General features: G+C 36.6%; 19 protein-coding genes and 1 riboswitch. Of the genes, 7 read left to right on the top strand and 12 right to left on the bottom strand.

The genetic code is table 11. From position 1 onward, the window contains the following. Nucleotides 1–101: 101 nt before the first annotated feature. The 11 genes from NQ163_RS19810 to thrA form a co-directional block, all read right to left on the bottom strand. Complete coding sequence (locus NQ163_RS19810) at nt 102–1,364, bottom strand: M28 family metallopeptidase (RefSeq protein ID WP_268192052.1); 1,263 nt, start codon at nt 1,362–1,364, stop codon at nt 102–104. Between the two features lie 151 nt (nt 1,365–1,515). Continuing rightward, nucleotides 1,516–2,556, bottom strand: coding sequence for a WD40/YVTN/BNR-like repeat-containing protein (locus tag NQ163_RS19805; RefSeq protein ID WP_268192051.1), 1,041 nt, complete (start codon nt 2,554–2,556; stop codon nt 1,516–1,518). Between the two features lie 94 nt (nt 2,557–2,650). Continuing rightward, nucleotides 2,651–4,609 carry a dipeptidyl-peptidase 3 family protein gene (locus NQ163_RS19800; protein ID WP_268192050.1) on the bottom strand — a complete coding sequence of 653 codons (1,959 nt, stop codon included), beginning with the start codon at nt 4,607–4,609 and terminating at the stop codon, nt 2,651–2,653. A 39-nt stretch (nt 4,610–4,648) separates the two neighbouring features. Then, nucleotides 4,649–5,446 (bottom strand): hypothetical protein, encoded by a 798-nt coding sequence (locus NQ163_RS19795; RefSeq protein WP_268192049.1) that lies wholly within the window; start codon nt 5,444–5,446, stop codon nt 4,649–4,651. Between the two features lie 2 nt (nt 5,447–5,448). Then, nucleotides 5,449–6,642 (bottom strand): aspartate aminotransferase family protein, encoded by a 1,194-nt coding sequence (locus NQ163_RS19790; protein ID WP_268192048.1) that lies wholly within the window; start codon nt 6,640–6,642, stop codon nt 5,449–5,451. A 53-nt stretch (nt 6,643–6,695) separates the two neighbouring features. Next, nucleotides 6,696–7,403 carry a LytR/AlgR family response regulator transcription factor gene (locus tag NQ163_RS19785; protein ID WP_120239252.1) on the bottom strand — a complete coding sequence of 236 codons (708 nt, stop codon included), beginning with the start codon at nt 7,401–7,403 and terminating at the stop codon, nt 6,696–6,698. A gap of 166 nt (nt 7,404–7,569) precedes the next feature. Further along, nucleotides 7,570–8,259, bottom strand: coding sequence for a TrmH family RNA methyltransferase (locus NQ163_RS19780; RefSeq protein ID WP_268192047.1), 690 nt, complete (start codon nt 8,257–8,259; stop codon nt 7,570–7,572). A gap of 70 nt (nt 8,260–8,329) precedes the next feature. After that, entirely contained in the window at nt 8,330–8,602 is a 273-nt protein-coding gene (locus NQ163_RS19775) for an HU family DNA-binding protein (RefSeq protein WP_054717818.1), read from the bottom strand. A gap of 432 nt (nt 8,603–9,034) precedes the next feature. Further along, nucleotides 9,035–10,330, bottom strand: a complete 1,296-nt coding sequence (gene thrC, locus NQ163_RS19770) for a threonine synthase (protein ID WP_268192046.1) — start codon at nt 10,328–10,330, stop codon at nt 9,035–9,037. A gap of 19 nt (nt 10,331–10,349) precedes the next feature. After that, complete coding sequence (locus NQ163_RS19765) at nt 10,350–11,276, bottom strand: homoserine kinase (protein WP_268192045.1); 927 nt, start codon at nt 11,274–11,276, stop codon at nt 10,350–10,352. 67 nt (nt 11,277–11,343) lie between these two features. Next, complete coding sequence (gene thrA, locus NQ163_RS19760; protein ID WP_268192044.1) at nt 11,344–13,806, bottom strand: bifunctional aspartate kinase/homoserine dehydrogenase I; 2,463 nt, start codon at nt 13,804–13,806, stop codon at nt 11,344–11,346. Nucleotides 13,807–14,438: 632 nt separating this feature from the next. On the opposite strand from thrA, the gene NQ163_RS19755 reads away from it, so the two are divergent. Beyond that, complete coding sequence (locus NQ163_RS19755) at nt 14,439–15,170, top strand: hypothetical protein (protein WP_268192043.1); 732 nt, start codon at nt 14,439–14,441, stop codon at nt 15,168–15,170. Nucleotides 15,171–15,298: 128 nt separating this feature from the next. Next, on the top strand, nt 15,299–15,949 hold the full coding sequence (locus NQ163_RS19750; RefSeq protein ID WP_268192042.1) for an HAD family hydrolase: 651 nt from the start codon (nt 15,299–15,301) through the stop codon (nt 15,947–15,949). Here NQ163_RS19750 and NQ163_RS19745 read toward each other — a convergent pair. Continuing rightward, a complete protein-coding gene (locus NQ163_RS19745; RefSeq protein ID WP_268192041.1) occupies nt 15,946–16,878 on the bottom strand; it encodes a cation diffusion facilitator family transporter in 933 nt (310 codons plus the stop codon). The genes NQ163_RS19750 and NQ163_RS19745 overlap by 4 nt on opposite strands. A 235-nt stretch (nt 16,879–17,113) precedes the next feature. Next, nucleotides 17,114–17,257, top strand: a riboswitch (molybdenum cofactor riboswitch). An 8-nt stretch (nt 17,258–17,265) separates the two neighbouring features. On the opposite strand from NQ163_RS19745, the gene NQ163_RS19740 reads away from it, so the two are divergent. The 5 genes from NQ163_RS19740 to NQ163_RS19720 all read left to right on the top strand — a co-directional run bounded on the left by NQ163_RS19740 (nt 17,266) and on the right by NQ163_RS19720 (nt 21,449). After that, nucleotides 17,266–17,886 (top strand): hypothetical protein, encoded by a 621-nt coding sequence (locus NQ163_RS19740; RefSeq protein ID WP_268192040.1) that lies wholly within the window; start codon nt 17,266–17,268, stop codon nt 17,884–17,886. 4 nt (nt 17,887–17,890) lie between these two features. Then, nucleotides 17,891–19,066: a molybdopterin molybdotransferase MoeA gene (locus NQ163_RS19735; protein WP_268192039.1), complete on the top strand. Its 1,176-nt coding sequence runs from the start codon at nt 17,891–17,893 to the stop codon at nt 19,064–19,066. Beyond that, complete coding sequence (locus NQ163_RS19730; RefSeq protein WP_268192038.1) at nt 19,050–19,850, top strand: GTP 3',8-cyclase MoaA; 801 nt, start codon at nt 19,050–19,052, stop codon at nt 19,848–19,850. The genes NQ163_RS19735 and NQ163_RS19730 overlap by 17 nt, the downstream gene beginning before the upstream one ends. 94 nt (nt 19,851–19,944) lie before the next feature. Then, entirely contained in the window at nt 19,945–20,400 is a 456-nt protein-coding gene (gene moaC / locus NQ163_RS19725) for a cyclic pyranopterin monophosphate synthase MoaC (protein ID WP_120239242.1), read from the top strand. A 113-nt stretch (nt 20,401–20,513) separates the two neighbouring features. After that, on the top strand, nt 20,514–21,449 hold the full coding sequence (locus tag NQ163_RS19720; RefSeq protein ID WP_268192037.1) for an MOSC domain-containing protein: 936 nt from the start codon (nt 20,514–20,516) through the stop codon (nt 21,447–21,449). Nucleotides 21,450–21,724: the final 275 nt, after the last annotated feature.

The raw sequence follows: 21,724 nt of genomic DNA, 5'->3' as shown, positions 1-21,724 counted from the left end.
TTTGAGTGAGAGCATCAAAACAAAAAAAGAGCCCTTGCCATTAGCAAAAGCCCTTTGTGTTTCTTTGTGAAATCCTTCGTTTCCCTTTGTGGTAAAAAGAATTATTTCATTTCCGCATAATCTCTCACCAGCTTAAAAATTCCTTCGAATTGCTTGTACGATAATTTATCTGCAGTATCAGTTGTTTCGTGGTAATCGGCATTATCGCTATGGGTATAGAAAAACACAGCTTTTACGCCTTTGTCGTGAAATGGTGCATGATCCGAAGAGGAAGATTCACCTGTTGGATACATTTTAAACACATAGTTCTTTTCCTTATTAATGGCGTTGATCTTCTCCATTTCGCCAGGTACGCTTTTACCATTAATCACATAAATCCCCTTCTCTCCTGTTGCCACCATATCGAAGTTTAAAACCATTTTGGTTTGCTCCAATGGGAACAACGGATGTTCTACATAATGCGTCGATCCCAATAAACCAGCTTCTTCGGCACTAAACAATGCGAAAACCAAAGTATAATGTGGCTTCTTCTTTTGTGCTTTAAAATATTTTGCCAGGTTCATTACCATGGCAACACCACTTGCATTGTCGTTTGCTCCCGGATACATGTTATCACCATAATATCCCAAATGATCGTAGTGAGCAGTAAACAGAACACAGGTATCTGTTTTGCCAGGAATATACCCTACCAAATTCTGTGTTTTGTAGTCCTCAATAAATTCACTCTGAATGTCATACTGAATGGTCCTTACCTTAGGGTTAATCACATCTGTTTTAACCAGTAAAGTGGTAAAGTCAACCAACTTGTTCTTTGCTGAGTATTTTAGTTTACCATTGATTAGAACCATTCCCTTTGCATCGAAAACATTCTTTTTCATCATGGCCTGTGCAAAATTGTACAATTCAGGATTATTCAAACCGGTTGAATCAATTACCAGGAAAGAGTTGGTATGATCTTTCTTCATAAACGTACCCAAAGCATACGAGTTGGTAAGAATATCCTTGGTAATCCATGTTAGTTTGGCTTCACCTTTCCCTGGTTTTGCATTCGGATTTACTACATATTCACTTGCAGACTTTAACTCCTTTCCATCAAGAGCCAATTTGGTGCTTTTTGCAAAAGTATTCACCGAAATTGAATAGGGCTGATAATAATTTTCAGTAAGAGATTTCAACTTAATCCTTTTCATCTCCTTAGAAAGATATGCAGCAGCAATACTATCTCCTTTATTCACATATCCACGTCCATGAAATTCTCTGGAACTCAATTTTTCTACCAGCTTTTTGGTGTATTCCATGTCCTGAGCAAATCCAGCACACGACATCATTAAACCTGCAATTGCAAGTATAAATTTTCTGTTCATTACCATTTGTTTTGGTCTTATTGTTAGTGAAGCCAAACCAGATCGATTTGCCTGCACGAATGTCCTGTTGTACCATTTAAATTTCAGTGTGAGCCTGAGCGAAACCGTGAAATTTTAAATTGAAATGTCGATATATAATTGGTAATCGGTATTATTTCTTCTTCAAATAAAACTTTACAACACTGCCTTTTCCGCCAGCCAAATAACCTGTTTTGCTTTTGGCATCGTAATCGAAAGTATGAAATGGTCTGTTGTCAATCTCGGTCCAATTTTCTCCATCGTTAACCGAAAGTGCAGTACCACTTGGTCCGGTAGCCATCCAAACATTGGTATCCAATTGTTTCACACACTCCTTAAATGCCAATTTTTCTGCACCCTGGGCCAATTTCCAGCTTTTCCCTGAATCATTCGAAACAATTACATTTCCCTTGCAATCATCAATCTTCTTATAATTTCCACCAACCGAAATGGCTTTGTTCTTGTCATTTATATAAAAAGAGTAGATTCCTTCTGTTGATGTCCCTTGTATAATTGGCGTTTCACTCACCACCCAATTCTTTCCCTTATCGGCCGAATAAAAAATTCTGGAGTGCAATCCTCCTGTTGCAATCCATACCTCATTATCTCCACGAGTAATGATTCCCGTACCACTGGCAGCAAAAGCATATTCTCCTTCCATTAAATCAGGAATTTTATTAGGCATCAACCTCTTCCATGATTCTCCTCCATTACTGGTAATCAGTACATATGGCTTTTCATCGATGGCATCGCTGGTCAGGATTCCATGCTTTTTATTCCAAAAATCAATCCCATTGTAAAAAGCTTTGTCATGCTTATTCTGGTGAGTCATTTTCCAGCTTTTGCCTCCATCCCTGGTAATATAGATTCTTGAATCCTCACCATTTCCACAACTCATTAGTATTACATGATGCTGGCTAAACATGTGCAGATCTCTAAAATCCAGTTTTTCAGCACCAGGTACAATTGCTTTCTGCCAGCTTTTGCCACCATTATTGGTGTAGCAATAATTTCCATTTGTTCCTCCAAGCCATACACATGAATCATCAAACACCTGAATTGATCGGAAAGTGGAAGCGGATGGTACTTTTTGATCTTGAAATTCTACAAAATGCTTTTGTGTGAACGCTTGCAAGGAAAACGTCAGTAATATTAGAGTCAGAGTTTTTTTCATAGATCATAAAATTACAAAAAAAAGAGGTCGAAGCGACCTCTTTTTTGTTATCTATTTCCTAAATCATGTGAACGAATAATACGTAAGGCTCACTTTAATTAATGTTTGGGAGGAAAGAATACTTTTCGCTGTACTCTAACATTTGCTCCATAAAATCAACAGGATAAGATATCTCAACATCCACAATTTCCTCATTTTCGATAACTGGATGATAATCCGGATTGATGAAGCCAGCATAAGCAGCAAGATTCAGCTTTTCGAATCGCTCTTTTACCTCTTTATGAAGCTCTTCATCAACTTTAACACCGTAATTCTCAACCAAAGCTTTTCCTGCTTCAAGATCTCCTTCTGATTTTATTCTTTGCACTTCGGCAAGCAATTCTCCAAATAGGCCTCTCAGTTTTTCGTAATCCTTCACCACAAAGAAAGTTTTATCTTCTTTCTTCACTTGCTCAATTGCACTCTCCCCTCTTTCATATACCCATTTTGCAATCAGTTGTCTGTTTCGCATGTGCGATTCCTCAATATCCTTACCAAATTCTATACGGGTAAGCTGAGTCAACAATCCGTTACGGATGTATCCATCGTATTCTGCTTTTGCAACATCCAAACTTGGCATCAATCCAATTTCAACCATCTTCGGATCCATCATATAGTACAGTGCAAACAAATCGGCTCTTGCCTCTTCCAATGTAGAATGGTAGTTTTTCAAAGCATCCATTCCCACACCTGGCAGTAATTGTCCTGATCCATGCCCCAAACATTCATGCAAATCGGTATGCAGATTTCCGCCTAAATAGCCATGCTCTTTGGCTCTTGCCACTTCCTCTTGGGTGTAAGCAAACTCATCCAACATTCCACTTTTCAGCGATGATTGATGATATGCATGTGTAATATTATCTATGGTTACAGATTTACTTCCATGCTCTTTTCTAATCCATTCGGCATTGGGCAGGTTGATTCCTATAGGCGTAGCCGGATGACAATCACCACCCAACATGGCAACTGTAATTACTTTTGCACTCACACCTTTTACCTCATCCTTTTTAAATCTATCATCAACAGGCGAATTATCCTCGAACCACTGTGCATTATCCGAAATAATTTCCGTACGCTTGGTCGCCTCAATATCTTTAAAGTTCACAACCGATTCCCAACTTGCTTTAAAGGCCAGTGCATCACCGTAAACTTCAATAAATCCGTTTACCACATCTACATGAGCATCCAAATCCTTCACCCAAAGAATAGAATATTCGTCGAATGTTTTTAAATCGCCTGTTCTATAAAAATCAACCAATTTTATTAATGATTCTCTCTGAAGATCACTATCGGCAACCTCTATCGCTTTCTCTAACCAGAAAACCACTTTCTCAATTGCCGGAGAATACATTCCTCCAAGCTTCCAGATTTTCTCAACTAATTGGCCATTTTCCTTGGTTAGTTTAGAATTTAAACCAATAGACAGAGGTCTCTCAGTATCCCCCTTATCAGCATTAGAGTAGAATTCTTCTACCTCTTTTTGGGTTACTCCTTCGTAGTAATTGTTCGCCGAATCGGCAATTAAATCCAAATCAGGGTTTAAAACCACTCGCTTTGCCTCAGTATTTTCCTCAAAAATTACCGGTACCAATTGATTCATTAAATCTATTATCTCTTCTTTCTCGCCCAATGGCAACAAATCAGGATTGGTATTGGCTAACAAGTCTCCAAAATATTCCTCATCGAAATCTGGCAGGAACTTATCCATCGAATAATGATGGTGAATACCATTGGAGAACCACACTCTTTTTGTGTAAACCAAAAAGCTTTTAAAGTCTTCCGACTCTCTATCTCCATCGTATGAATTTACAATGGCTTCTAAAGTTCTTCTAATTCTTAAATTGTACTTGTTATTCTGATCGAATAAAATATCACGTCCGCACCTTGCTGCTTCAGCCAAAAAGTAAATCAGCTTTTTTTGCTGTAAACTTAAATCTCCAAAGCCTGGTACCTGATATCTTAATATTTTAACATCGGCAAATTGTTCCGTCTGATATTTAAATGCATTGCTCATTAATTATACCTTTTTTATAAACAGATTTTCTTAACGGTATTACTTGTTTCTAACATCCACATCTTCCTGCAGCATCCAAATTCCCTTTTTCAACTGTAAAGCATCGTGTGTAAAATCCGGACCGTAATATTCAAATTGGTTTGCGAATTGAGGCTTTGAAGGCGACAGATGATCGAACACCAATCTCTTTTCTTTTTCCTGGTAATTGATACTCATTCGTGCTTGCTTTGCATATTCGAAAACCACACGATGAAGTTGTTTTCCCCTCCAGGAAATAATAGGCTTTCCAAACTTTATTCCCGATTTTTCAAAACTTAGCACCTCTATCAGTTTCTTATTGGTTGAAACATTGTTTCCATCCCATCCCAATAGCAAATAGCTTGCTCCACCTTTCGATTTAAATGGAATAATCTTATAATACAATGCTCCCGGCCAATTTTCCGGCTCATATCTGGAGAACATATCTCCATCCGTTTTATCGGAAAGAAGTTTCACCTTTAGTTTAGATTTCTCCTTGTATTGAAGTATTCCAAAATACTTATAACTTCCATCGGAAAGCACACAATTCCAATTGTAAATTCTAAATCTAAGATCTGGTGATGTAATTTTTCCCATGTGGTTAAGTTTGGAAAAAGTATAATCAAAACTCTCCTTTTGGGATAAAACGCGCAAAAACGAATCTTCAATTTTCTTACAAATTACAAGTTTTGTCGAATCATTGTCAGCTTGAACCAACTGTTCAAAATCACCTGCAATTTCCTTCTCAACTTCCGATAATTGTGCATTGACACCGAAGCCAATGCACAACAGAATAATTACAACACCAATAAATCTCATGCTTATTTATTTACTTTATCCATTGCCTGAATCAAAAGATTGGATGCATGATGAATTTCCTCATCGGTAATATTCAACGGAGGTGCAATACGATATGCATCATCACAGAAAAGGAAAGCATCCATTACAACTCCCAGTTCATGTGCTTCTTTCATTATCTCCAACATGATTTCTTTCGATTCCACAATAACTGCCACAAAAAGTCCCAGTTGACGGAATCCTTTCACCAAAGGATGATCTTTTAGAAGCTCTACAAACAACTCTCCTTTGCGCTGAACATCATCAACAATATTTTCTTCCAAAAGAACTTCCAATGAAGCTTTGGCAGCTGCACAACAAACCGGATGACCTCCAAAAGTTGTGATGTGTCCTAACATCGGATTAGTTTTGAATGAATCCAAAACTTTCTTGTCAGAAATAAAGGCACCAACTGGCATTCCTCCACCCATTGCTTTTGCCAAACACAAAATATCAGGCACAACATCAAAATGTTCGAATGCAAATAATTTTCCAGTTCGTCCAAAACCCATTTGTACCTCATCAAAAATCAGCAAAGCTCCTTTCTCAGTACAACGGGCTCTCAAGGCTTGAATGTATTCTTTCGAAGGAATAATCATTCCTCCTTCCGATTGTATTGGCTCCAGAATTACACAAGCCGTTTTCTCGGTGATTTGTTCCAAATCAACTTGCTTTCCGAACTCAATCATTCGCACATCTGGCAACAATGGACGGAATGAATTTTTCATTTCCTCATCGCAAAGCACACTTAATGCTCCGTGTGTACTTCCATGATATGCTCTTGTAAAGTGAATAATTTCGGATCTTCCAGTATATCTTTTGGCTAATTTAAGTGCACCTTCATTGGCTTCACTTCCTGAATTCACAAAGTAAACTGAATTTAAGCTTTCCGGAAGATTATCAGATAATAATTTGGCAAGTTGAACCTGCGGAGTTTCGATAAATTCACCATACACCATCAAGTGCATGTATTTATCTACCTGGTCTTTTATGGCTTGCTTTACCTTTGGATGACCATGTCCCAGGTTACTAACAGAAACGCCCGAAACGAGATCCAAATATGGTTTCCCGCTCGGGTCGTACATATATATACCTTCTGCTCTTTCTATTTCCAATGCAATTGGAAAATCAGAAGTTGTAGCTACGTGTTGTAGAAATAATTGTCTATTTGTAATCATATACAGAATTTTTATTGAATACAAAATTCAAAAAAATCCTGCGATAAAGAAAACTATCGGGTCATTAAATTGATATCACCCATTAATTTATCACGGTATGATTTTCCAATTGGAATTGATTTTGGTCCACCATCAGTATCAATTATCACTGAATTATCCTCTATCATCTCAATTTTACTAAGATTTACAATGTAAGAACGATGAATTCTGGAGAAACGTGCTGCAGGCATTTTTTCTTCTATGGCCTTCATTGTAAAGTGGATGGTATACTTTTCCTGGTAGGTATTCACAACAACATAATTCTCTAATGCCTCAATCCAAAGAATATCGTCGTAGTTTAAACGAACAAGAGATGAGTTACTCTTAATAAAAATTTCGTTCTTATCTTGAATAAATCCTTCGCTATTTTTATAACGCTTATTTGCCTTATTAGCTGCTTTAAAAAATCTACTGTAACTAATTGGTTTTAGTAGGTAGTCTGTTACATCATACTCAAAAGCTTCAAGAGCATATTGCTCTTTTGAAGAAATAATAATAATCTGAGGAGTTGTGTTAAGGCTATTCAGAAATTCCATTCCACTCATTTCCGGCATTTCAATATCCAAAAAGATTAAGTCTACTGGCTCATTCTTCTTAATATTATTAATAGCATCAATTGCACTTGGGTAGGATGCTCCAAATGTAAGAAAGTCAGTTCTCTCAATATAACTCTCTACAACTTTTCTAGAAAGCTTATCATCATCAATTACAACACAATTCATATAGTGGTATTATTTAAATGTCAGGAATTAGCGAATAAATTTTATTTATCTATTCTAATAATGTCTTCATCAAAAATAATAATCTTTTTACCATTTCCGAAATATTTAATGAAAATATTAGAAGTCTAATTAAACACGTCTTAGGGTCTTCCAATTATTATCATTTTCAGCCAATTCCCCAACGTCTGAATTGCTCTTCCAACAGTTCATCTCCCCTTTTAACTGATTTTTTTAGCCACTCCAATTTAAGCTCTAAGCTTTCTTGTTCCGATAACTGCCAGTTTACGCCAGTTCTGCGCACTTCTGTCGCCAAATGGTTCAACACAAGGGCTGCTGAAACCGAAATATTAAAACTCTCTGTAAAACCATACATTGGAATTTTAACAAACTCATCGGCATGATTCATTACCACATCAGATAAGCCGGTTAATTCTGTTCCGAAAAAAAATGCTGATTTCCCCTTTGACAAATCAAAATCTGGCAAAAGAACATCATTTGTATGAGGAGTAGTAGCAACAATTCTATAGCCTTTTTCTTTCAAAGAATTTATGGTATCAAGCGTATTCTCATCCTTTTCGTTGTACCGATGTAAATCCACCCATTTTGAAGATCCCATAACAACATCGGGATTTAGGGTATATTCGTTTGAGTTTTCGATTACATGCAAATCCTGAATACCAAAACAATCGCAAGAGCGAATTACAGCACTCGCATTTTGTGGTTGAAAAATATTTTCCAAAGCCACTGTAATATATCTTGTGCGGTTGTCTACATTTTCATTTATCAGATTTATGCGTTTTTCTGTTGCAAATTCTTCAAGAAATTGAATTGATCTGATCAGTAAATCTTTTTCCATCTTTAAAATTTGTGGTATAAAAAAAGGAGGTATTTTCTACCCCCCTAATTTCTTATGACTTACAATATATTTATTGTACTGAGTCTGCTAATTCTGAACCAGCCTTAAATTTAATAACCTTTTTTGCAGGAATATTGATTGGCTTACCAGTTTGTGGGTTTCTACCAGTTCTAGCGTCACGCTTAGATACAGAGAATGAACCGAATCCAACAAGGGCTACTCTATCATCACCTTTTAGTGCTTCAGTAGTAGTTTCAATAAAAGCGTCTAATGCTTTTTTAGAATCAGCTTTAGTTAAACCAGCCTTGCTAGCAATTGCATCAATTAATTGAGCTTTGTTCATAACTTTATAAAATTTTAGGGTTAAAAAATGCTTTTAAATTTGATTTCTATACAAATATAAAGGATTTCTGGACGTTTGCAAATTTCAATTACGAAAAAATAAGAAAATTCCTCTTTTTAAAATCAAAACATAATAAAGAACCTGTAATTTTCGAACCACACTGAATATGACACACACAGCAATAATTATTAAATCATAAAACTATTTATCATTGATTTTAGTTTAACCAAATTCTATTTACGAAAAGCATTTGTAAAATTCAATGATTTAAACTAGATCTACAACACACCTTCCCTTACCTCCTTATCTTCTGGTAGATATAAAAATTCACAATCGTTGATTTTTTTTCTCAACTCTTCTAAACACTTTATTCACAAGCAATTTAAACATTCAAAAAAAACCAAGCCGTTTGGCCTGGTTTAATCTTATCAACTATTGTTTTAACAGGTAATTTTTAAAATCCTGAAATTCATTCCCAATGACTACACATTTTTTTTCCTTTTGTAAACATTCTTGTAAGTAATTGGGTATTTCCACCTCTTTTTCAATTACATCTTCAACAATATCTTTAAACTTGGCAGGATGTGCTGTTTCTAAAAATATCCCAACTTGTTTTTCTTTATTAAGGTATTTGTTAAGTCCCAAATACCCAACCGCTCCATGAGGATCCAAAATATAGGTTTCACGATCAAAAACCTCTTTCATAATCACTTTGGTTTCTTCGTCAGAATACCATGCTCCTTTTAAATCTTTAATTACATCAGAGTATTTCTCCTTGTAAATCTCCATCATGCGTGAAAAGTTACTAGGTGCTCCAACATCCATTGCATTGGAAATGGTTTGAACCGATGGCTTAGGCTCATATTTTCCACTATTTAAATAGTCTGGTACAATTTTATTTCTATTTGCAGCTGCTACAAAGTTATGAATTGGCAATCCCATTTGCTTTGCCAGCAATCCTCCTGTTAAATTACCGTAATTTCCACTAGGCACAGAAACAATTACCTCCTTGTTTTTCTCTTGCAATTGAGCCCACGCATAGAAATAATAGAAACTTTGAGGCAACAGACGAGCAATATTAATAGAGTTCGCAGAGGTTAGCTTATATTCCGCATTCAATTCTTCATTTGCGAAAGCTTCCTTAACCAAAGCCTGGCAATCGTCAAATGTTCCTTCCACTTCAAGAGCTGTAATATTTTGCCCCATTGTGGTTAGCTGCTGCTCCTGAATATGACTCACTTTTCCTTTAGGATAAAGAATAATCACATTCACACCTTCAACTCCCAAAAATCCATTGGCAACAGCACTTCCTGTATCACCTGAAGTGGCAACAAGTATGGTAATATTTTTATTGCTCTCTTTTGCAAAAGCACCAAGGCAACGACTCATAAAGCGTGCTCCAACATCCTTAAATGCACAAGTTGGACCATGAAATAACTCCAAACTATATACTCCTTCTTCTACCCTAACCAAAGGAATTGGAAAATTAAATACTTCCTTGCAAATATTTTTGAGTTCCTCTTCATTGATATCTTCTCCCACAAAATGTCTGGCCACTTCAAATCCTATTTCTGCAAGACTCTTACCAGGCAATTCATTGAAAAACTGATCGCTCAGTTTTGGTATTTCTATCGGAAAAAACAGACCTCTGTCGGGAGCTAATCCTTTTATTACAGCCTCTTTAAAACTGTAACGCAATTCTTTATTATTGGTACTGAAATACTTCATTATCACTTATTTTTTTTGATTATAAGATTTTAACTCCTCCCTCACTCACTTTCGACACATATATCTTATAGTCCAATTCGGTTCTTCTGAACACTGTATCCATTGCTCCAGCAATAACATCTGCTGTATCTTTACCATTTGCCAAAGCAAATACCGATGGTCCCGAACCAGAAATACTACAACCTAAAGCACCTGCTTCCATAACTGATAGTTTCAGTTCATCAAATTCAGGAATCAAAACTTTTCTTTGTGGCTCAACAATATGATCTTCCAAGGATCGACCTATTAATTCATAATTTGAAGTATAAAGACCTGACATTAGTCCGGCAACATTTCCCCACTGACGAATGGCCTTTTTCAAAGGAATTTCAGGAGAAAGAAGCTCTCTTGATTCTTTGGTTTTAATCTCAATTTGCGGATGAATCACCACACACCATAAGTCTTTTGGAGGATCGATATGAATCACATCCAATGGATTGTATCCTCTAATCAAACAAAATCCTCCCAATGTAGCCGGCGCTACATTATCGGCATGAATATCACCCGATGCAACCTCTTCGCCAATCATGGCAAAATCAACCAGCTGCTTTCTTGAATAAGGACTTCCCAACAATTCATTGACCGCAACCACAGCTCCTGAAGCACTTGCTGCACTTGAACCTATACCACTTCCAGGTTTTATATTCTTTACAATCTCAACATCAAATCCCTGATCACTTCCCAAGTCATCCAATAATGCCTGAATGGCTACACCAGCAACGTTTTTCTTTGGGTCGGTTGGCAAGTTTTCATATCCATTCACTGGACTAATCCTGATCTCATTCTCATTGTTCTTTTTAAGAATCATTTCGTCGCCAATTCCATCAATGGCAAATCCCAATATATCGAAACCACACCCAACATTTGATACACTTCCGGGTGCAAATACTTTTACTTCTTCTGACATCTCATTCATTTTTTTACTACTGTGTTCCTTACAATAGTTTCTGATTCACGATTCAATTCTACCTCGCTTAATTTCTACTAACTCTAATTATATCACCAAAAATACCCGATGCCGTTACCTCAGCGCCAGCGCCAGCTCCTTTAATGATTAAGGGCTGATCGTCATACCATTTGGTATTTAGCGAAATCACATTGTCCTTACCGTGAATATCGTAAAAAGGATGATCAGGGCTTACTTCTTTTAAACTCACATTTGCTTTCCCATCTTTAAAGGATGCGATATATCTATACCGAACATTTTTCTCTTTCATTACTTCTCTCCATGCTTCAAAGTAATCATTATTGGCTTCCAAATCTTTCAAAAGCTCATCGGCAGAATTCCCTTGAAGGCAGGATTCTGGAATCATTGGCTGATGCTTCACTTCACCCTCTTCCAATTGGTAACCTGCTTCTCGCGATAAGATTAGTAGCTTTCTAAGAACATCCATACCACTTAAGTCAATCTTAGGATCAGGTTCTGTAAATCCTTGCTCCATAGCCATTTTAACAGCTTCGGCAAACGAACGTCCTTTATTAAATTCATTCATGATAAAATTTAAACTACCTGAAACTACTGCATCAATCCCAACAATTTCATCGCCTGTGTTTACCAAACTGTTTATGGTACTTATTACCGGTAAACCTGCACCAACATTACTTTCGAACATGAACTCAACATTGTGCTTCTTTGCAGCATCTTTAATCTTGTTGTAATTAGAATAATCAGATGATGCCGCAATTTTATTACAAGCCACAATTGCAACCGTTGAATTTAATATCTGTTCATACACTTCGCTTACCTTATCGCTTGCAGTAATATCAACAAAAATTCGATTTCTCAGGTTCGATTGATCCATTAGTCGAACAAACTCCTGTAAATCTGCTTGAACTCCATTTTTGTCCAATTTCTCTTCCCAGTTTTCCAGTAGGTTTTCATCTTCAGCAAAATACATTTTTCTACTGTTTGTAACTGCTCTAACAATTAATTGCAGCCCTTTTTCTTCCAAAAGATGTTCATATTGATTTTTAATGAATTCGAGTAGCTTCCCCCCTACATTACCAAGTCCTGCAATATAAAGGTTCACTTTTTTGTAAGTAGAATCGAAAAACTCTTCATGTATTACGTTCAGCACTTTTTTGACATCCTTTGTGCGAACCATAAATGTAAGGTTCATTTCATTTCCACCTTGAGCCATTGCTCTAATATTAACACCATTCTTGCCAAGAACGCTAAACACTTTGCCTGAAATGCCCGGAGTAAATCCCATATCTTCACCTACAATGGCCACAATTGATAAATTTTCCTCAATCAATGGCTCATTCACCAGGTTCATTCTGATTTCCATTTCGAATTCTTCACACAAGGCTTCAACGGTCAACTCAGTATCATCCTTATGAATACCAACACTAATGCTATGTTCCGATGATGCCTGAGTAATCAATACCACATTGATTTTACGATGTGCCAAACTTGTAAAAAATCGAGATGCAAATCCACTAATTCCTATAACTCCACTCCCCGAAAGGGTAAACAAGTTAATATCGTTAACCGATGACAAACCACGAACTACCGAACGAACTTCACCAGGAGTTTTACTGATTAAAGTTCCCTCATCGTCAGGTTCGAAAGTATTTTTAATTCTAACATCAATTTGGTTCTGTACTACAGGAATTAAAGTAGGAGGATAAATCACTTTAGCTCCGAAATGCGACAATTCTATGGCTTCCTGAAATGACATTCTTTCAATAGGTAATGCTTGGGAAACAAATCGAGGATCAGCAGTATACATACCACTCACATCCGTCCATATTTCCAATTCAGAACAACCCAATCCTGCAGCCAGAATTGAAGCTGTATAATCCGAACCTCCTCTTCCAAGAAGCGTCATTTCTCCTTTTGCCCCAGAAGCAACAAATCCAGGAAATAATGCCACTTCGAATTCTTTTTCCTTTATTGATTCAAGGTTTAAATTGGTTTGTTTAGCATTCAAATAAACCCCTTTCCCATTCTGAGTTTTGATGTACTCTCTGGAATCAAAATAAGCTGTTTGCAATCCGGCATTGTTAAAGAACTCCGATAAAATTGCCGAAGACAGCAACTCCCCCGAGCCCATTACAATATTTCGAACTTTCTCCGAGATATCTTCCAACAGGTAAATACCTTGTAAAAGCTCGGATATTTCTTCGAACTTAGCATTGATCTTTTCATTCAGATTGCCACTTACTCCAAGTTGCTGAATCATTTCCTGATGTCTCTGCTTCAGAACCTCCAGAACATTTTTGTATTCCTTGTTTCTTGTACTTGCCAGGCTAATGCAGCGCTCCAATTCATCAGTTACACCTCCAAAAGCCGACACAACTACAACTTGCTTACAGCTTTTTTGATTCTTTTTGACAATCTCTTTCACCCGATTACAGTTATCTGCATTGGCTACCGAGCTTCCTCCAAATTTTAAAACTTTCATGATTTTCACTTCTTCTAACGAGTTCATATCCCTACAAATGTCAACTTCCTCATTAATGATTATATAATGGTTATAGTTATTTGATATTTAGTGTTTTTAACATCGCACAAATGAATTTACGACATATTAAACAATCAGGCACAAATATTTCTATGTACTTTTTGAGTATGATAATACCCACCTTTGGTGATATGTAATAATATAGACCCCTAAAGGGTCGTTGTAGTTGTGGTGGTAGTTGTAATATCAATAATGCCCATAGCGCCTCGCATACCAATAATTGGCATGTTCATCATAGCTATGTTAATCATTTTATGCATTAGCAAATATTACTTTTCGTTGTGAACGTCAAATATAGAGATTTTTTGTTACTAAATATTCATGTTAAGATAAAATTTAATACTACCCCAGATATCAATACTACCCTTACCCTGTTGTCCACCGTATCATACCCTTGTTATCAATAGTAACATGATCAGGGGATCCATAGTAATATACCCCAGTTCAATTTTAACTCAAAATTCAAACTCACTATCATACTTCACACTCACCCAACACACCTCTATTTGCTTGATTTACTATCGTTTAAGAAATCTTAATTAGATTCTTTCCAAATAAATATCGTAAATTGGGGAATATTCACTAAAAACATATTTATCATGAAAAAGATGAGTTTAATCCTAGGCTTAGCACTTTTCTGCACATTTATTGCATTTGGCCAGGAGAAAGAGGAGAAGAAAACTGTGGTGGTAGAAAGTGTATATATTTTACCAAAACGTGGAATGTCAGATAAATTTGAGCAAGCAATTAAAGCTCACAACGATAAGTTTCATCCTGAAGGTGATTATGTAGCAGGCTTAAGAAAAGTAGACTATGGAGAAAAAGCCGGATGGTATGTTTGGATTATGGGTCCTACCACTTATGCTGCACTCGATACTCGTCCACAAAAAGAAAACGGACATCATGAAGATTGGGAAAAGAACATTGATCCATTGGTTGAGAAATACGGAGCCGTAAACTTATGGAATTTCAATGAAAAACTGTCGTTTGGTATGGACCTGGTAAAAAAATCGAAACACTACGAAGCTTGGGCAGTTGACATTAAGCGCGGACAGTATTATCGTTTTAAAGCAATTGCTGAAAAACTCATGAAAACTTCAGAAAGCTTAGGAGTTGCATTCCTTGTATTCAACAATCCACTGCACACACCTGGAGGTGCTGATGTTGGTCTGGTTTGGAATTTTGACAGTTATGATGCCTGGTCGCAGGATATTGGCTTTATGAAGGCATACGAGAAATTGTATGGCAAAGGAACCTGGCAAAATATGATTGATGAATGGTTTGATATCATGCTTGATTATAATGCCGAATTACGATCTATCGTTCACTAAAAAAAGAATACATATTTATAAGCCGGATTGAAAACTCTCATTCCGGCTTTTCTTTTTAATGAGTTCTGTTATTATTTTGTAAAACGATAATAGTGTGCAATATTTGCATTTCAAACCATACAAATATCATGATAAAAGGAGTAATTTTTGATCTTGATGGCACACTTGCCAATTCTATTGAGGACATTGCCGATTCAATGAATCAGGTCTTAGAGGAAAATAATTTTCCAACACACGATTATGCAACTTACAAAACCTTTGTTGGAAGAGGTATCAGAACTTTAGTCGAAAAATCTTTACCGCTGGAAAATAGAGACGCAAAAGAAATAGAAAAGAACTTTGATCGCATGATGCAAGTTTACGATGAAAACTGCATTGTTAAAACTTGCCTGTATCCTGGTATCAAAGATTTATTAAACACTCTGAGTGAAAGAGGTATTAAGATTTCAGTTTTCTCAAACAAAGCAAACGAATTGACCCAAAAAGTTGTTAAGGTTTTACTTGCCGATTGGAAGCTGGAGTATGTATTAGGCGCTGGCGGCGATATCCCTCGAAAACCAGATCCTAAAGGAGCAATCCTAATCAGTGAGAAAATGGGAATTGACCCTTCGGAGCTAATGTACATAGGTGATTCTGGAGTTGACATGGCAACTGCTCAAAATTCCGGAATGCATGCAGTTGGTGTACTTTGGGGATTTAGAGATATGGAAGAACTACTTACCAATGGAGCTCAAACCATATTGGAAAAACCAATGGATTTAATGACCTCATTCGATTAATGCGAATGAGGCTTTTCTTGTTTCACCAAACTTTCATCCTGGCAATATCCATTAATTTCGGGCTGTAAGGTAACATGGTTAATTTCAAAGTCATCATGAAGAATGTGTTCCACTTCACGAAGAACCTTGTTCACTTCACTTAATGGCATATCCTCTTTAAAACTGATATGTGCCTCAAAATTGATTTGTTTATCATCCAATTGCCAAACATGCACATGATGAATATTTTCAATCTCCTTAACTGATTTTACTTTCTGCTGTACCTCCTCCAAATCGATATGAATTGGAGCAAACTGCATAATGATTCTTACACTCTCAACAATTAATCCCCAACTGGAATAAACAAGATATAGTGCAATGGCAATGGATAAAACACTATCTACCCAGCTTACCTCCCACATATACATCACAAATCCTCCCAATACCACGGCAATGGAAGAAACCATATCGCTAAGCAAGTGCAAATAAGCTGATCGCATATTGATATTGTTCTTAGCATCTTTCACTACCAACAATACACTTGCTCCATTTAGAACAATGGAAAGTCCTCCAAGAATCATAACCAATCCTGATTGAATTTCCTGTGGTTCTCCCAAACGTTCTACTGCCTCTTTAAGTAAAAAGAATGCGATGACAATTAAAGAAACAGCATTAATAAGTGCAGCCAGAATTTCTGCACGTTTATATCCAAAGGTCTGTCGAGCAGTTTGCTTTCTTCCTGCCAACTTACTTGCAAACCAACTAATTACCAAAGCCAATACATCTGAGAAATTATGCAATGCATCCGATAACAAAGCCAAACTTCCTGAAATAAAACCTCCTACCACCTGAGCAACAGTTATTCCAATATTAAGCAAAATGGCAATTCCCAAATTTCTTCCTTTCAAATTCCCATGATCGTGCGTATGATCGTGTCCATGCTTTCCCATATTCCATTAATTTATTTGACTGGTTTGTAAATAAAACCATTTTTTAATAAAACTAATTATAAATAAGACTCTTTTTTTCTCTCTATCTCATCTTAAAAAATGGATGCTATAAGGCTGAAAGCATAGCAAAACAAGAGCTTCCAACAATTGTTTAACAATTTATGCAAAGGATATTATTACATTAGCCATACATACACATTTGTAGATTCGTTAATATTAATATCTTTACGATGAATAATTAAAATAACTCCGAGTTTATAAGCTCTAAACAGATTGATATAACTGCAAGATTTATAAGCCGATGGGTAAATTTGGAAACGAATTTGCCTCCCGCAGGATAAAAGTCCAAAAATTGGAAAGGAGCGAAATTGATATGAATGATAATTGATGGTACCCTATGGTACTGGTCTGTTTCAGCATACATTACCTCCAATTCTGCACCGAGTTGGAGGTTTTTTGTATATGGCAATTCAAAGAGAAAATATAATTCTGCTGGCTGGCAATGGTCAGAATGTTGGTAAGACTCTCTTTGCTTGTCAGCTTATCAATTCGTTAAAACAAAAGCATTCTGTTATCGGAATTAAAATATGTCCTCACTTTCATGAGCTTAAGCCAGATACAGAGTTCGTTGTGAAAAATACGAATTATCAGATTACAAAAGAACACCTTCAACAAGGTAAAAAAGATAGTAACCGACTTCTCGCCGCAGGAGCAAAAGAAGTATACTATATACAAGTAAAAGATGATTATCTTAAGGAGGTTCTAAGCTGTCTGAATAAAATAATTCCAAATGATCAGCTTTTAATTATAGAATCGGGAGGCTTGAGAAAAATTCTTGAGCCTGGTTTATTTATAATGATAGAAAGCAAAAACAATAAAAAACTAAAACCCAACACAAAAGAATACAGAGAATTGGCTGATCTAAATATTGAATTTGATGGTGAAGAATTCAATTTTGATTCTAACAAGCTCGATTTCTCTGATCAAAAATGGGTAATAAAGAACTAGCAATATGATTACGTTTCACGAGGCTTTAAAAACAGTAAAACATGCCACTCGAAAATTAGAGAAAGAGCATATTGATATTTCGGACTGCTTAAACCGAGTATTGGCAGAAGATGTAAGATCCGATATGGCTATTCCTCCATTCAACAAATCGGCAATGGATGGATATGCTTGTAAAAAAGAGGATTTATTGGAAGAATTAGAAGTTTTGGAAGTGATTGCTGCTGGTGTTGCTCCTTCTAAGTCTGTTGGCGATAAGCAATGTTCAAAAATTATGACTGGAGCTATGGTGCCTGATGGTGCAGATACAGTGGTAATGGTGGAACATACCGAAGAATTGGAGAACAACCGAATTCGCTTTACCAAGGAAAAGACAAAATCGAACATCTGTATCAAAGGTGAAGATATTGAAGAGAATGATGTGGTTCTGAAAAAAGGAACCAGGTTAAAATCTCAACACATATCCGTATTGGCAACCGTTGGTTGCACCAATCCATTGGTATATAAAAAACCAAGAATTGCGACCATTGCCACAGGAAGTGAGTTGGTAGAGCCACACCAAAAACCGAATAAATCACAAATTCGAAATGTGAATTCCTGGCAATTACAAGCACAACTAAAGAAGATTGGCATTGATGCCAATTACTATGGCATAGTAGAAGATTCAAAAGAGGCCACACAAAAAACCATGGAAAAATGCCTGGCCGAGAATGATATTTTGATCATTTCAGGGGGTGTTTCGGTTGGAGATTACGACTATGTACCTCAAATTTTAAAGGAGCTTGGTTTTAATATCTGGTTTCACACTTTAGCTGTAAAACCAGGAAAACATACAGTATTTGCTGCCAAAAATGGTCAATACGTTTTTGCAATGCCTGGTAATCCGGTATCCTCATTTGTGCAATTCGAATTATTAGGCAAACCTCTTGTTTTTAGATTGATGGGACACGATTACAATGCACCCATGGTACGCATGCCAATTGCAGAAGATTACAAGCGCAAAAGAACCGACAGATTAGCATTTATCCCTGTTCGTTTTAATGCCAATAATCGAGTAGTTCCTATTGAATATCACGGCTCAGCCCATATTAATGCATTCACATTGGCGGATGGAATAATGGCTGTACCCAGAGAAGTTGATGAATTTACCGAAGGAGAATTTGTTCATGTTAGACAATTATAATCGAAATATCAATTACCTAAGAATTTCCGTTACAGATCGCTGTAATCTTCGCTGCACTTATTGCATGCCAGAAGAAGGCATTGACCTCATTGCGCATGAAGAAGTACTTCGTTTCGAGGAAATTGTAGCATTTGTAAAGGAAGCCATTGCCTCAGGCATCACGAAAGTGAGATTAACAGGTGGTGAACCTTTGGTAAGAAAAGGCATTGTTGACTTGGTTCATCAAATCGCAAGCATTCCTGGCATTGAAGACTTAGCCATGACCACCAATGGAATTCTACTGGAAAAATACGCCCAAGATCTGGCTAAAGCCGGATTAATGAGGGTTAACATCAGTTTGGATACCATGAATCCTGAAAAATACAAAAAGATAACTCGCCTGGGCAATATCGAAGATGTATTTAAAGGAATTGATGCGGCTTTACAAGCTGGCTTACATCCAGTTAAAATTAACTGTGTAAGAATGCCTGATGCCGATTTGGACGATCTGGAAGCATTAAGAAAATACTGTAATGGTAAGAACCTTGACCTTCGATTCATAAGACAAATGGATTTGGCAACTGGTGAATTTTCTATTGTTGAAGGAGGAAATGGTGGCAATTGCCTTGAATGTAATCGTATCAGGTTAACTGCAAATGGAAAGGTTAAGCCTTGCTTGTTTAACCAGAGTGAATATGATTTAAAGGAATTGGGCGCACAGCAGGCCATTAAAAAGTCCATTACTAAAAAGCCAAAATCCGGAAGCAAAAACAAGAAAGGAAGCTTCTATGGAATTGGAGGGTAAAATCAATTAATAATGAATAATTAGTAATTATTAATCGTATGTACTTACAAATGAATTCCATATTAACTAGTTACTGATCATTTACAATATAAGAATGGGAAAATTCAGTCATATCGATAATGAGGGAAAAGCCAATATGGTAGATGTTGGTGATAAAATTCCACAAATAAGAGAAGCCAGGGCTACTGGTAAAATTATATTGGAAGAACAAACACTTCAACTTATTAATGAAAATGCATTAAAAAAAGGTGATGTACTAACGGTGGCTGAAATCGCAGGAATTCAAGCTGCAAAAAAAACAAGTGATTTAATTCCATTGTGTCATACACTGCAAATCACAAAAGCTGAAGTTAAATGTATTGTGGTTGAGGATGGTGTTGTTGCTAACACAAGGGTAAAATGTATAGGTCAAACTGGCGTTGAAATGGAAGCTTTAAGTGCTGCAAGCATTGCCCTTCTCACCATTTACGATATGTGTAAGGCGGTTGATAAAAATATGAGAATAGAAGGGATTAAGCTATTGGACAAAACTAAAACTGACTTGAAATAATACCGATTCGTATTTAAGAATGATCAATAAGCTCACTTCGTTTGTTATTGATCTTTAAATATCTATCGGCATTACACCCCAATAATTTTAAAATCAAAATGGCATAACATACTATGAACAAAGAAGTAAGTGTATTATCGGTTAATATTTCAGAAAAGAAAGGTACAATTAAAAAACCTGTTGAAAGTATTGAGTTAAGCTCTATTGGAGTTGAAGGCGATGCTCATTCGGGAAACTGGCACCGTCAGGTTAGTTTATTGGCCAAAGAAAGTATCGATAAGTTCTCAGAAGAAGCGAAGCGAAAAATCAATTTTGGCGAATTTGCCGAGAATATCACTACTGAAGGTATTTTATTGCATCATACTGCCCCACTCGATAGATTTGCCTTTGGCGATCTGGAACTTGAGGTTACACAGATTGGTAAAAAATGTCACGGCGATAATTGCAGTATTTTCAGGGAAGTTGGAAACTGTGTGATGCCAAAAGAAGGAATCTTTTGTAGGGTGATTAAAAACGGTGCTCTTAAAGCTGGTGATACATTAACCTATTATCCAAGGGTAATAAAAACCATGATCATCACACTTAGCGATAGAGCCAGCAGAGGTGAATATGCTGATAAAAGTGGTCCGTTGGCTGAAAAACTTTGCCAGGATTTCTACAAATCACGAAACCGACATTATAGCATCGAAAAACATATCATACCCGATCAGGAAGAGGAATTATCAAAGCTACTTGACAAAGCAAAATCGGAAGACTTTGACATTGTTTTCACTACTGGTGGAACAGGTATAGGTCCTAAGGACATTACTCCTGAAGTGGTACAAAAACACATTAGCAAAGAAATTCCAGGTATTATGGAACTAATCAGAGTGAAATATGGCATGGAAAAACCAAATGCATTGGTCAGTCGAGGAATTGCGGGTGTTATGGATAAAACTTTAATTTACGCCATGCCGGGAAGCCCAAAGGCGGTAAATGAATATTGCAGCGAAATTTTTAAGACCATCGAACACTCCTTATACATGCTAAACGAACTTGATTTGCATTAATTGAAAAAATAATTCAACTGAACATCAAGCGCTTCGAAAATAATTCGAATTTATTGCAAAAAAATGTTTGGTAGCGAATAAATTTTGTCATACATTTGCACCCGTTATCACAAGAGATGACAGAGCAACAAAAGCTCAAAACAAGTATTGGAGAGATGGCAAAGTGGTCGTCCCGATAGCTATCGGGAGCGGCGGTCTTGAAAATCATTCCTGACATATTGGAGAGATGGCAGAGTGGTCGAATGCGGTGGTCTTGAAAACCATTGTGCGGCAAC

The sequence above is a fragment of the Marinifilum sp. D737 genome (genome assembly GCF_026672275.1).
In the GTDB taxonomy this organism is placed as follows: Bacteria; Bacteroidota; Bacteroidia; order Bacteroidales; family Marinifilaceae; genus Marinifilum.
The sequence above is the reverse complement of the archived record's forward strand: the minus strand, read 5'-3'. Positions and strand labels throughout refer to the sequence as shown.

Bases quoted from the DNA above. Each gene is read 5' to 3' on its own strand.
- NQ163_RS19755 (WP_268192043.1), top strand. From the start codon at position 14,439: ATGAAAAAGATGAGTTTAATCCTAGGCTTAGCACTTTTCTGCACATTT.
- moaC (WP_120239242.1), top strand. From the start codon at position 19,945: ATGGGAAAATTCAGTCATATCGATAATGAGGGAAAAGCCAATATGGTA.
- NQ163_RS19795 (WP_268192049.1), bottom strand. From the start codon at position 5,446: ATGAGATTTATTGGTGTTGTAATTATTCTGTTGTGCATTGGCTTCGGT.
- NQ163_RS19805 (WP_268192051.1), bottom strand. From the start codon at position 2,556: ATGAAAAAAACTCTGACTCTAATATTACTGACGTTTTCCTTGCAAGCG.
- NQ163_RS19785 (WP_120239252.1), bottom strand. From the start codon at position 7,403: ATGAATTGTGTTGTAATTGATGATGATAAGCTTTCTAGAAAAGTTGTA.
- NQ163_RS19745 (WP_268192041.1), bottom strand. From the start codon at position 16,878: ATGGGAAAGCATGGACACGATCATACGCACGATCATGGGAATTTGAAA.
- NQ163_RS19735 (WP_268192039.1), top strand. From the start codon at position 17,891: ATGATTACGTTTCACGAGGCTTTAAAAACAGTAAAACATGCCACTCGA.
- NQ163_RS19780 (WP_268192047.1), bottom strand. From the start codon at position 8,259: ATGGAAAAAGATTTACTGATCAGATCAATTCAATTTCTTGAAGAATTT.
- NQ163_RS19740 (WP_268192040.1), top strand. From the start codon at position 17,266: ATGGTACCCTATGGTACTGGTCTGTTTCAGCATACATTACCTCCAATT.
- thrC (WP_268192046.1), bottom strand. From the start codon at position 10,330: ATGAAGTATTTCAGTACCAATAATAAAGAATTGCGTTACAGTTTTAAA.
- NQ163_RS19800 (WP_268192050.1), bottom strand. From the start codon at position 4,609: ATGAGCAATGCATTTAAATATCAGACGGAACAATTTGCCGATGTTAAA.
- NQ163_RS19765 (WP_268192045.1), bottom strand. From the start codon at position 11,276: ATGTCAGAAGAAGTAAAAGTATTTGCACCCGGAAGTGTATCAAATGTT.
- NQ163_RS19720 (WP_268192037.1), top strand. From the start codon at position 20,514: ATGAACAAAGAAGTAAGTGTATTATCGGTTAATATTTCAGAAAAGAAA.
- NQ163_RS19730 (WP_268192038.1), top strand. From the start codon at position 19,050: ATGTTAGACAATTATAATCGAAATATCAATTACCTAAGAATTTCCGTT.
- NQ163_RS19775 (WP_054717818.1), bottom strand. From the start codon at position 8,602: ATGAACAAAGCTCAATTAATTGATGCAATTGCTAGCAAGGCTGGTTTA.
- NQ163_RS19750 (WP_268192042.1), top strand. From the start codon at position 15,299: ATGATAAAAGGAGTAATTTTTGATCTTGATGGCACACTTGCCAATTCT.
- thrA (WP_268192044.1), bottom strand. From the start codon at position 13,806: ATGAACTCGTTAGAAGAAGTGAAAATCATGAAAGTTTTAAAATTTGGA.
- NQ163_RS19790 (WP_268192048.1), bottom strand. From the start codon at position 6,642: ATGATTACAAATAGACAATTATTTCTACAACACGTAGCTACAACTTCT.
- NQ163_RS19810 (WP_268192052.1), bottom strand. From the start codon at position 1,364: ATGAACAGAAAATTTATACTTGCAATTGCAGGTTTAATGATGTCGTGT.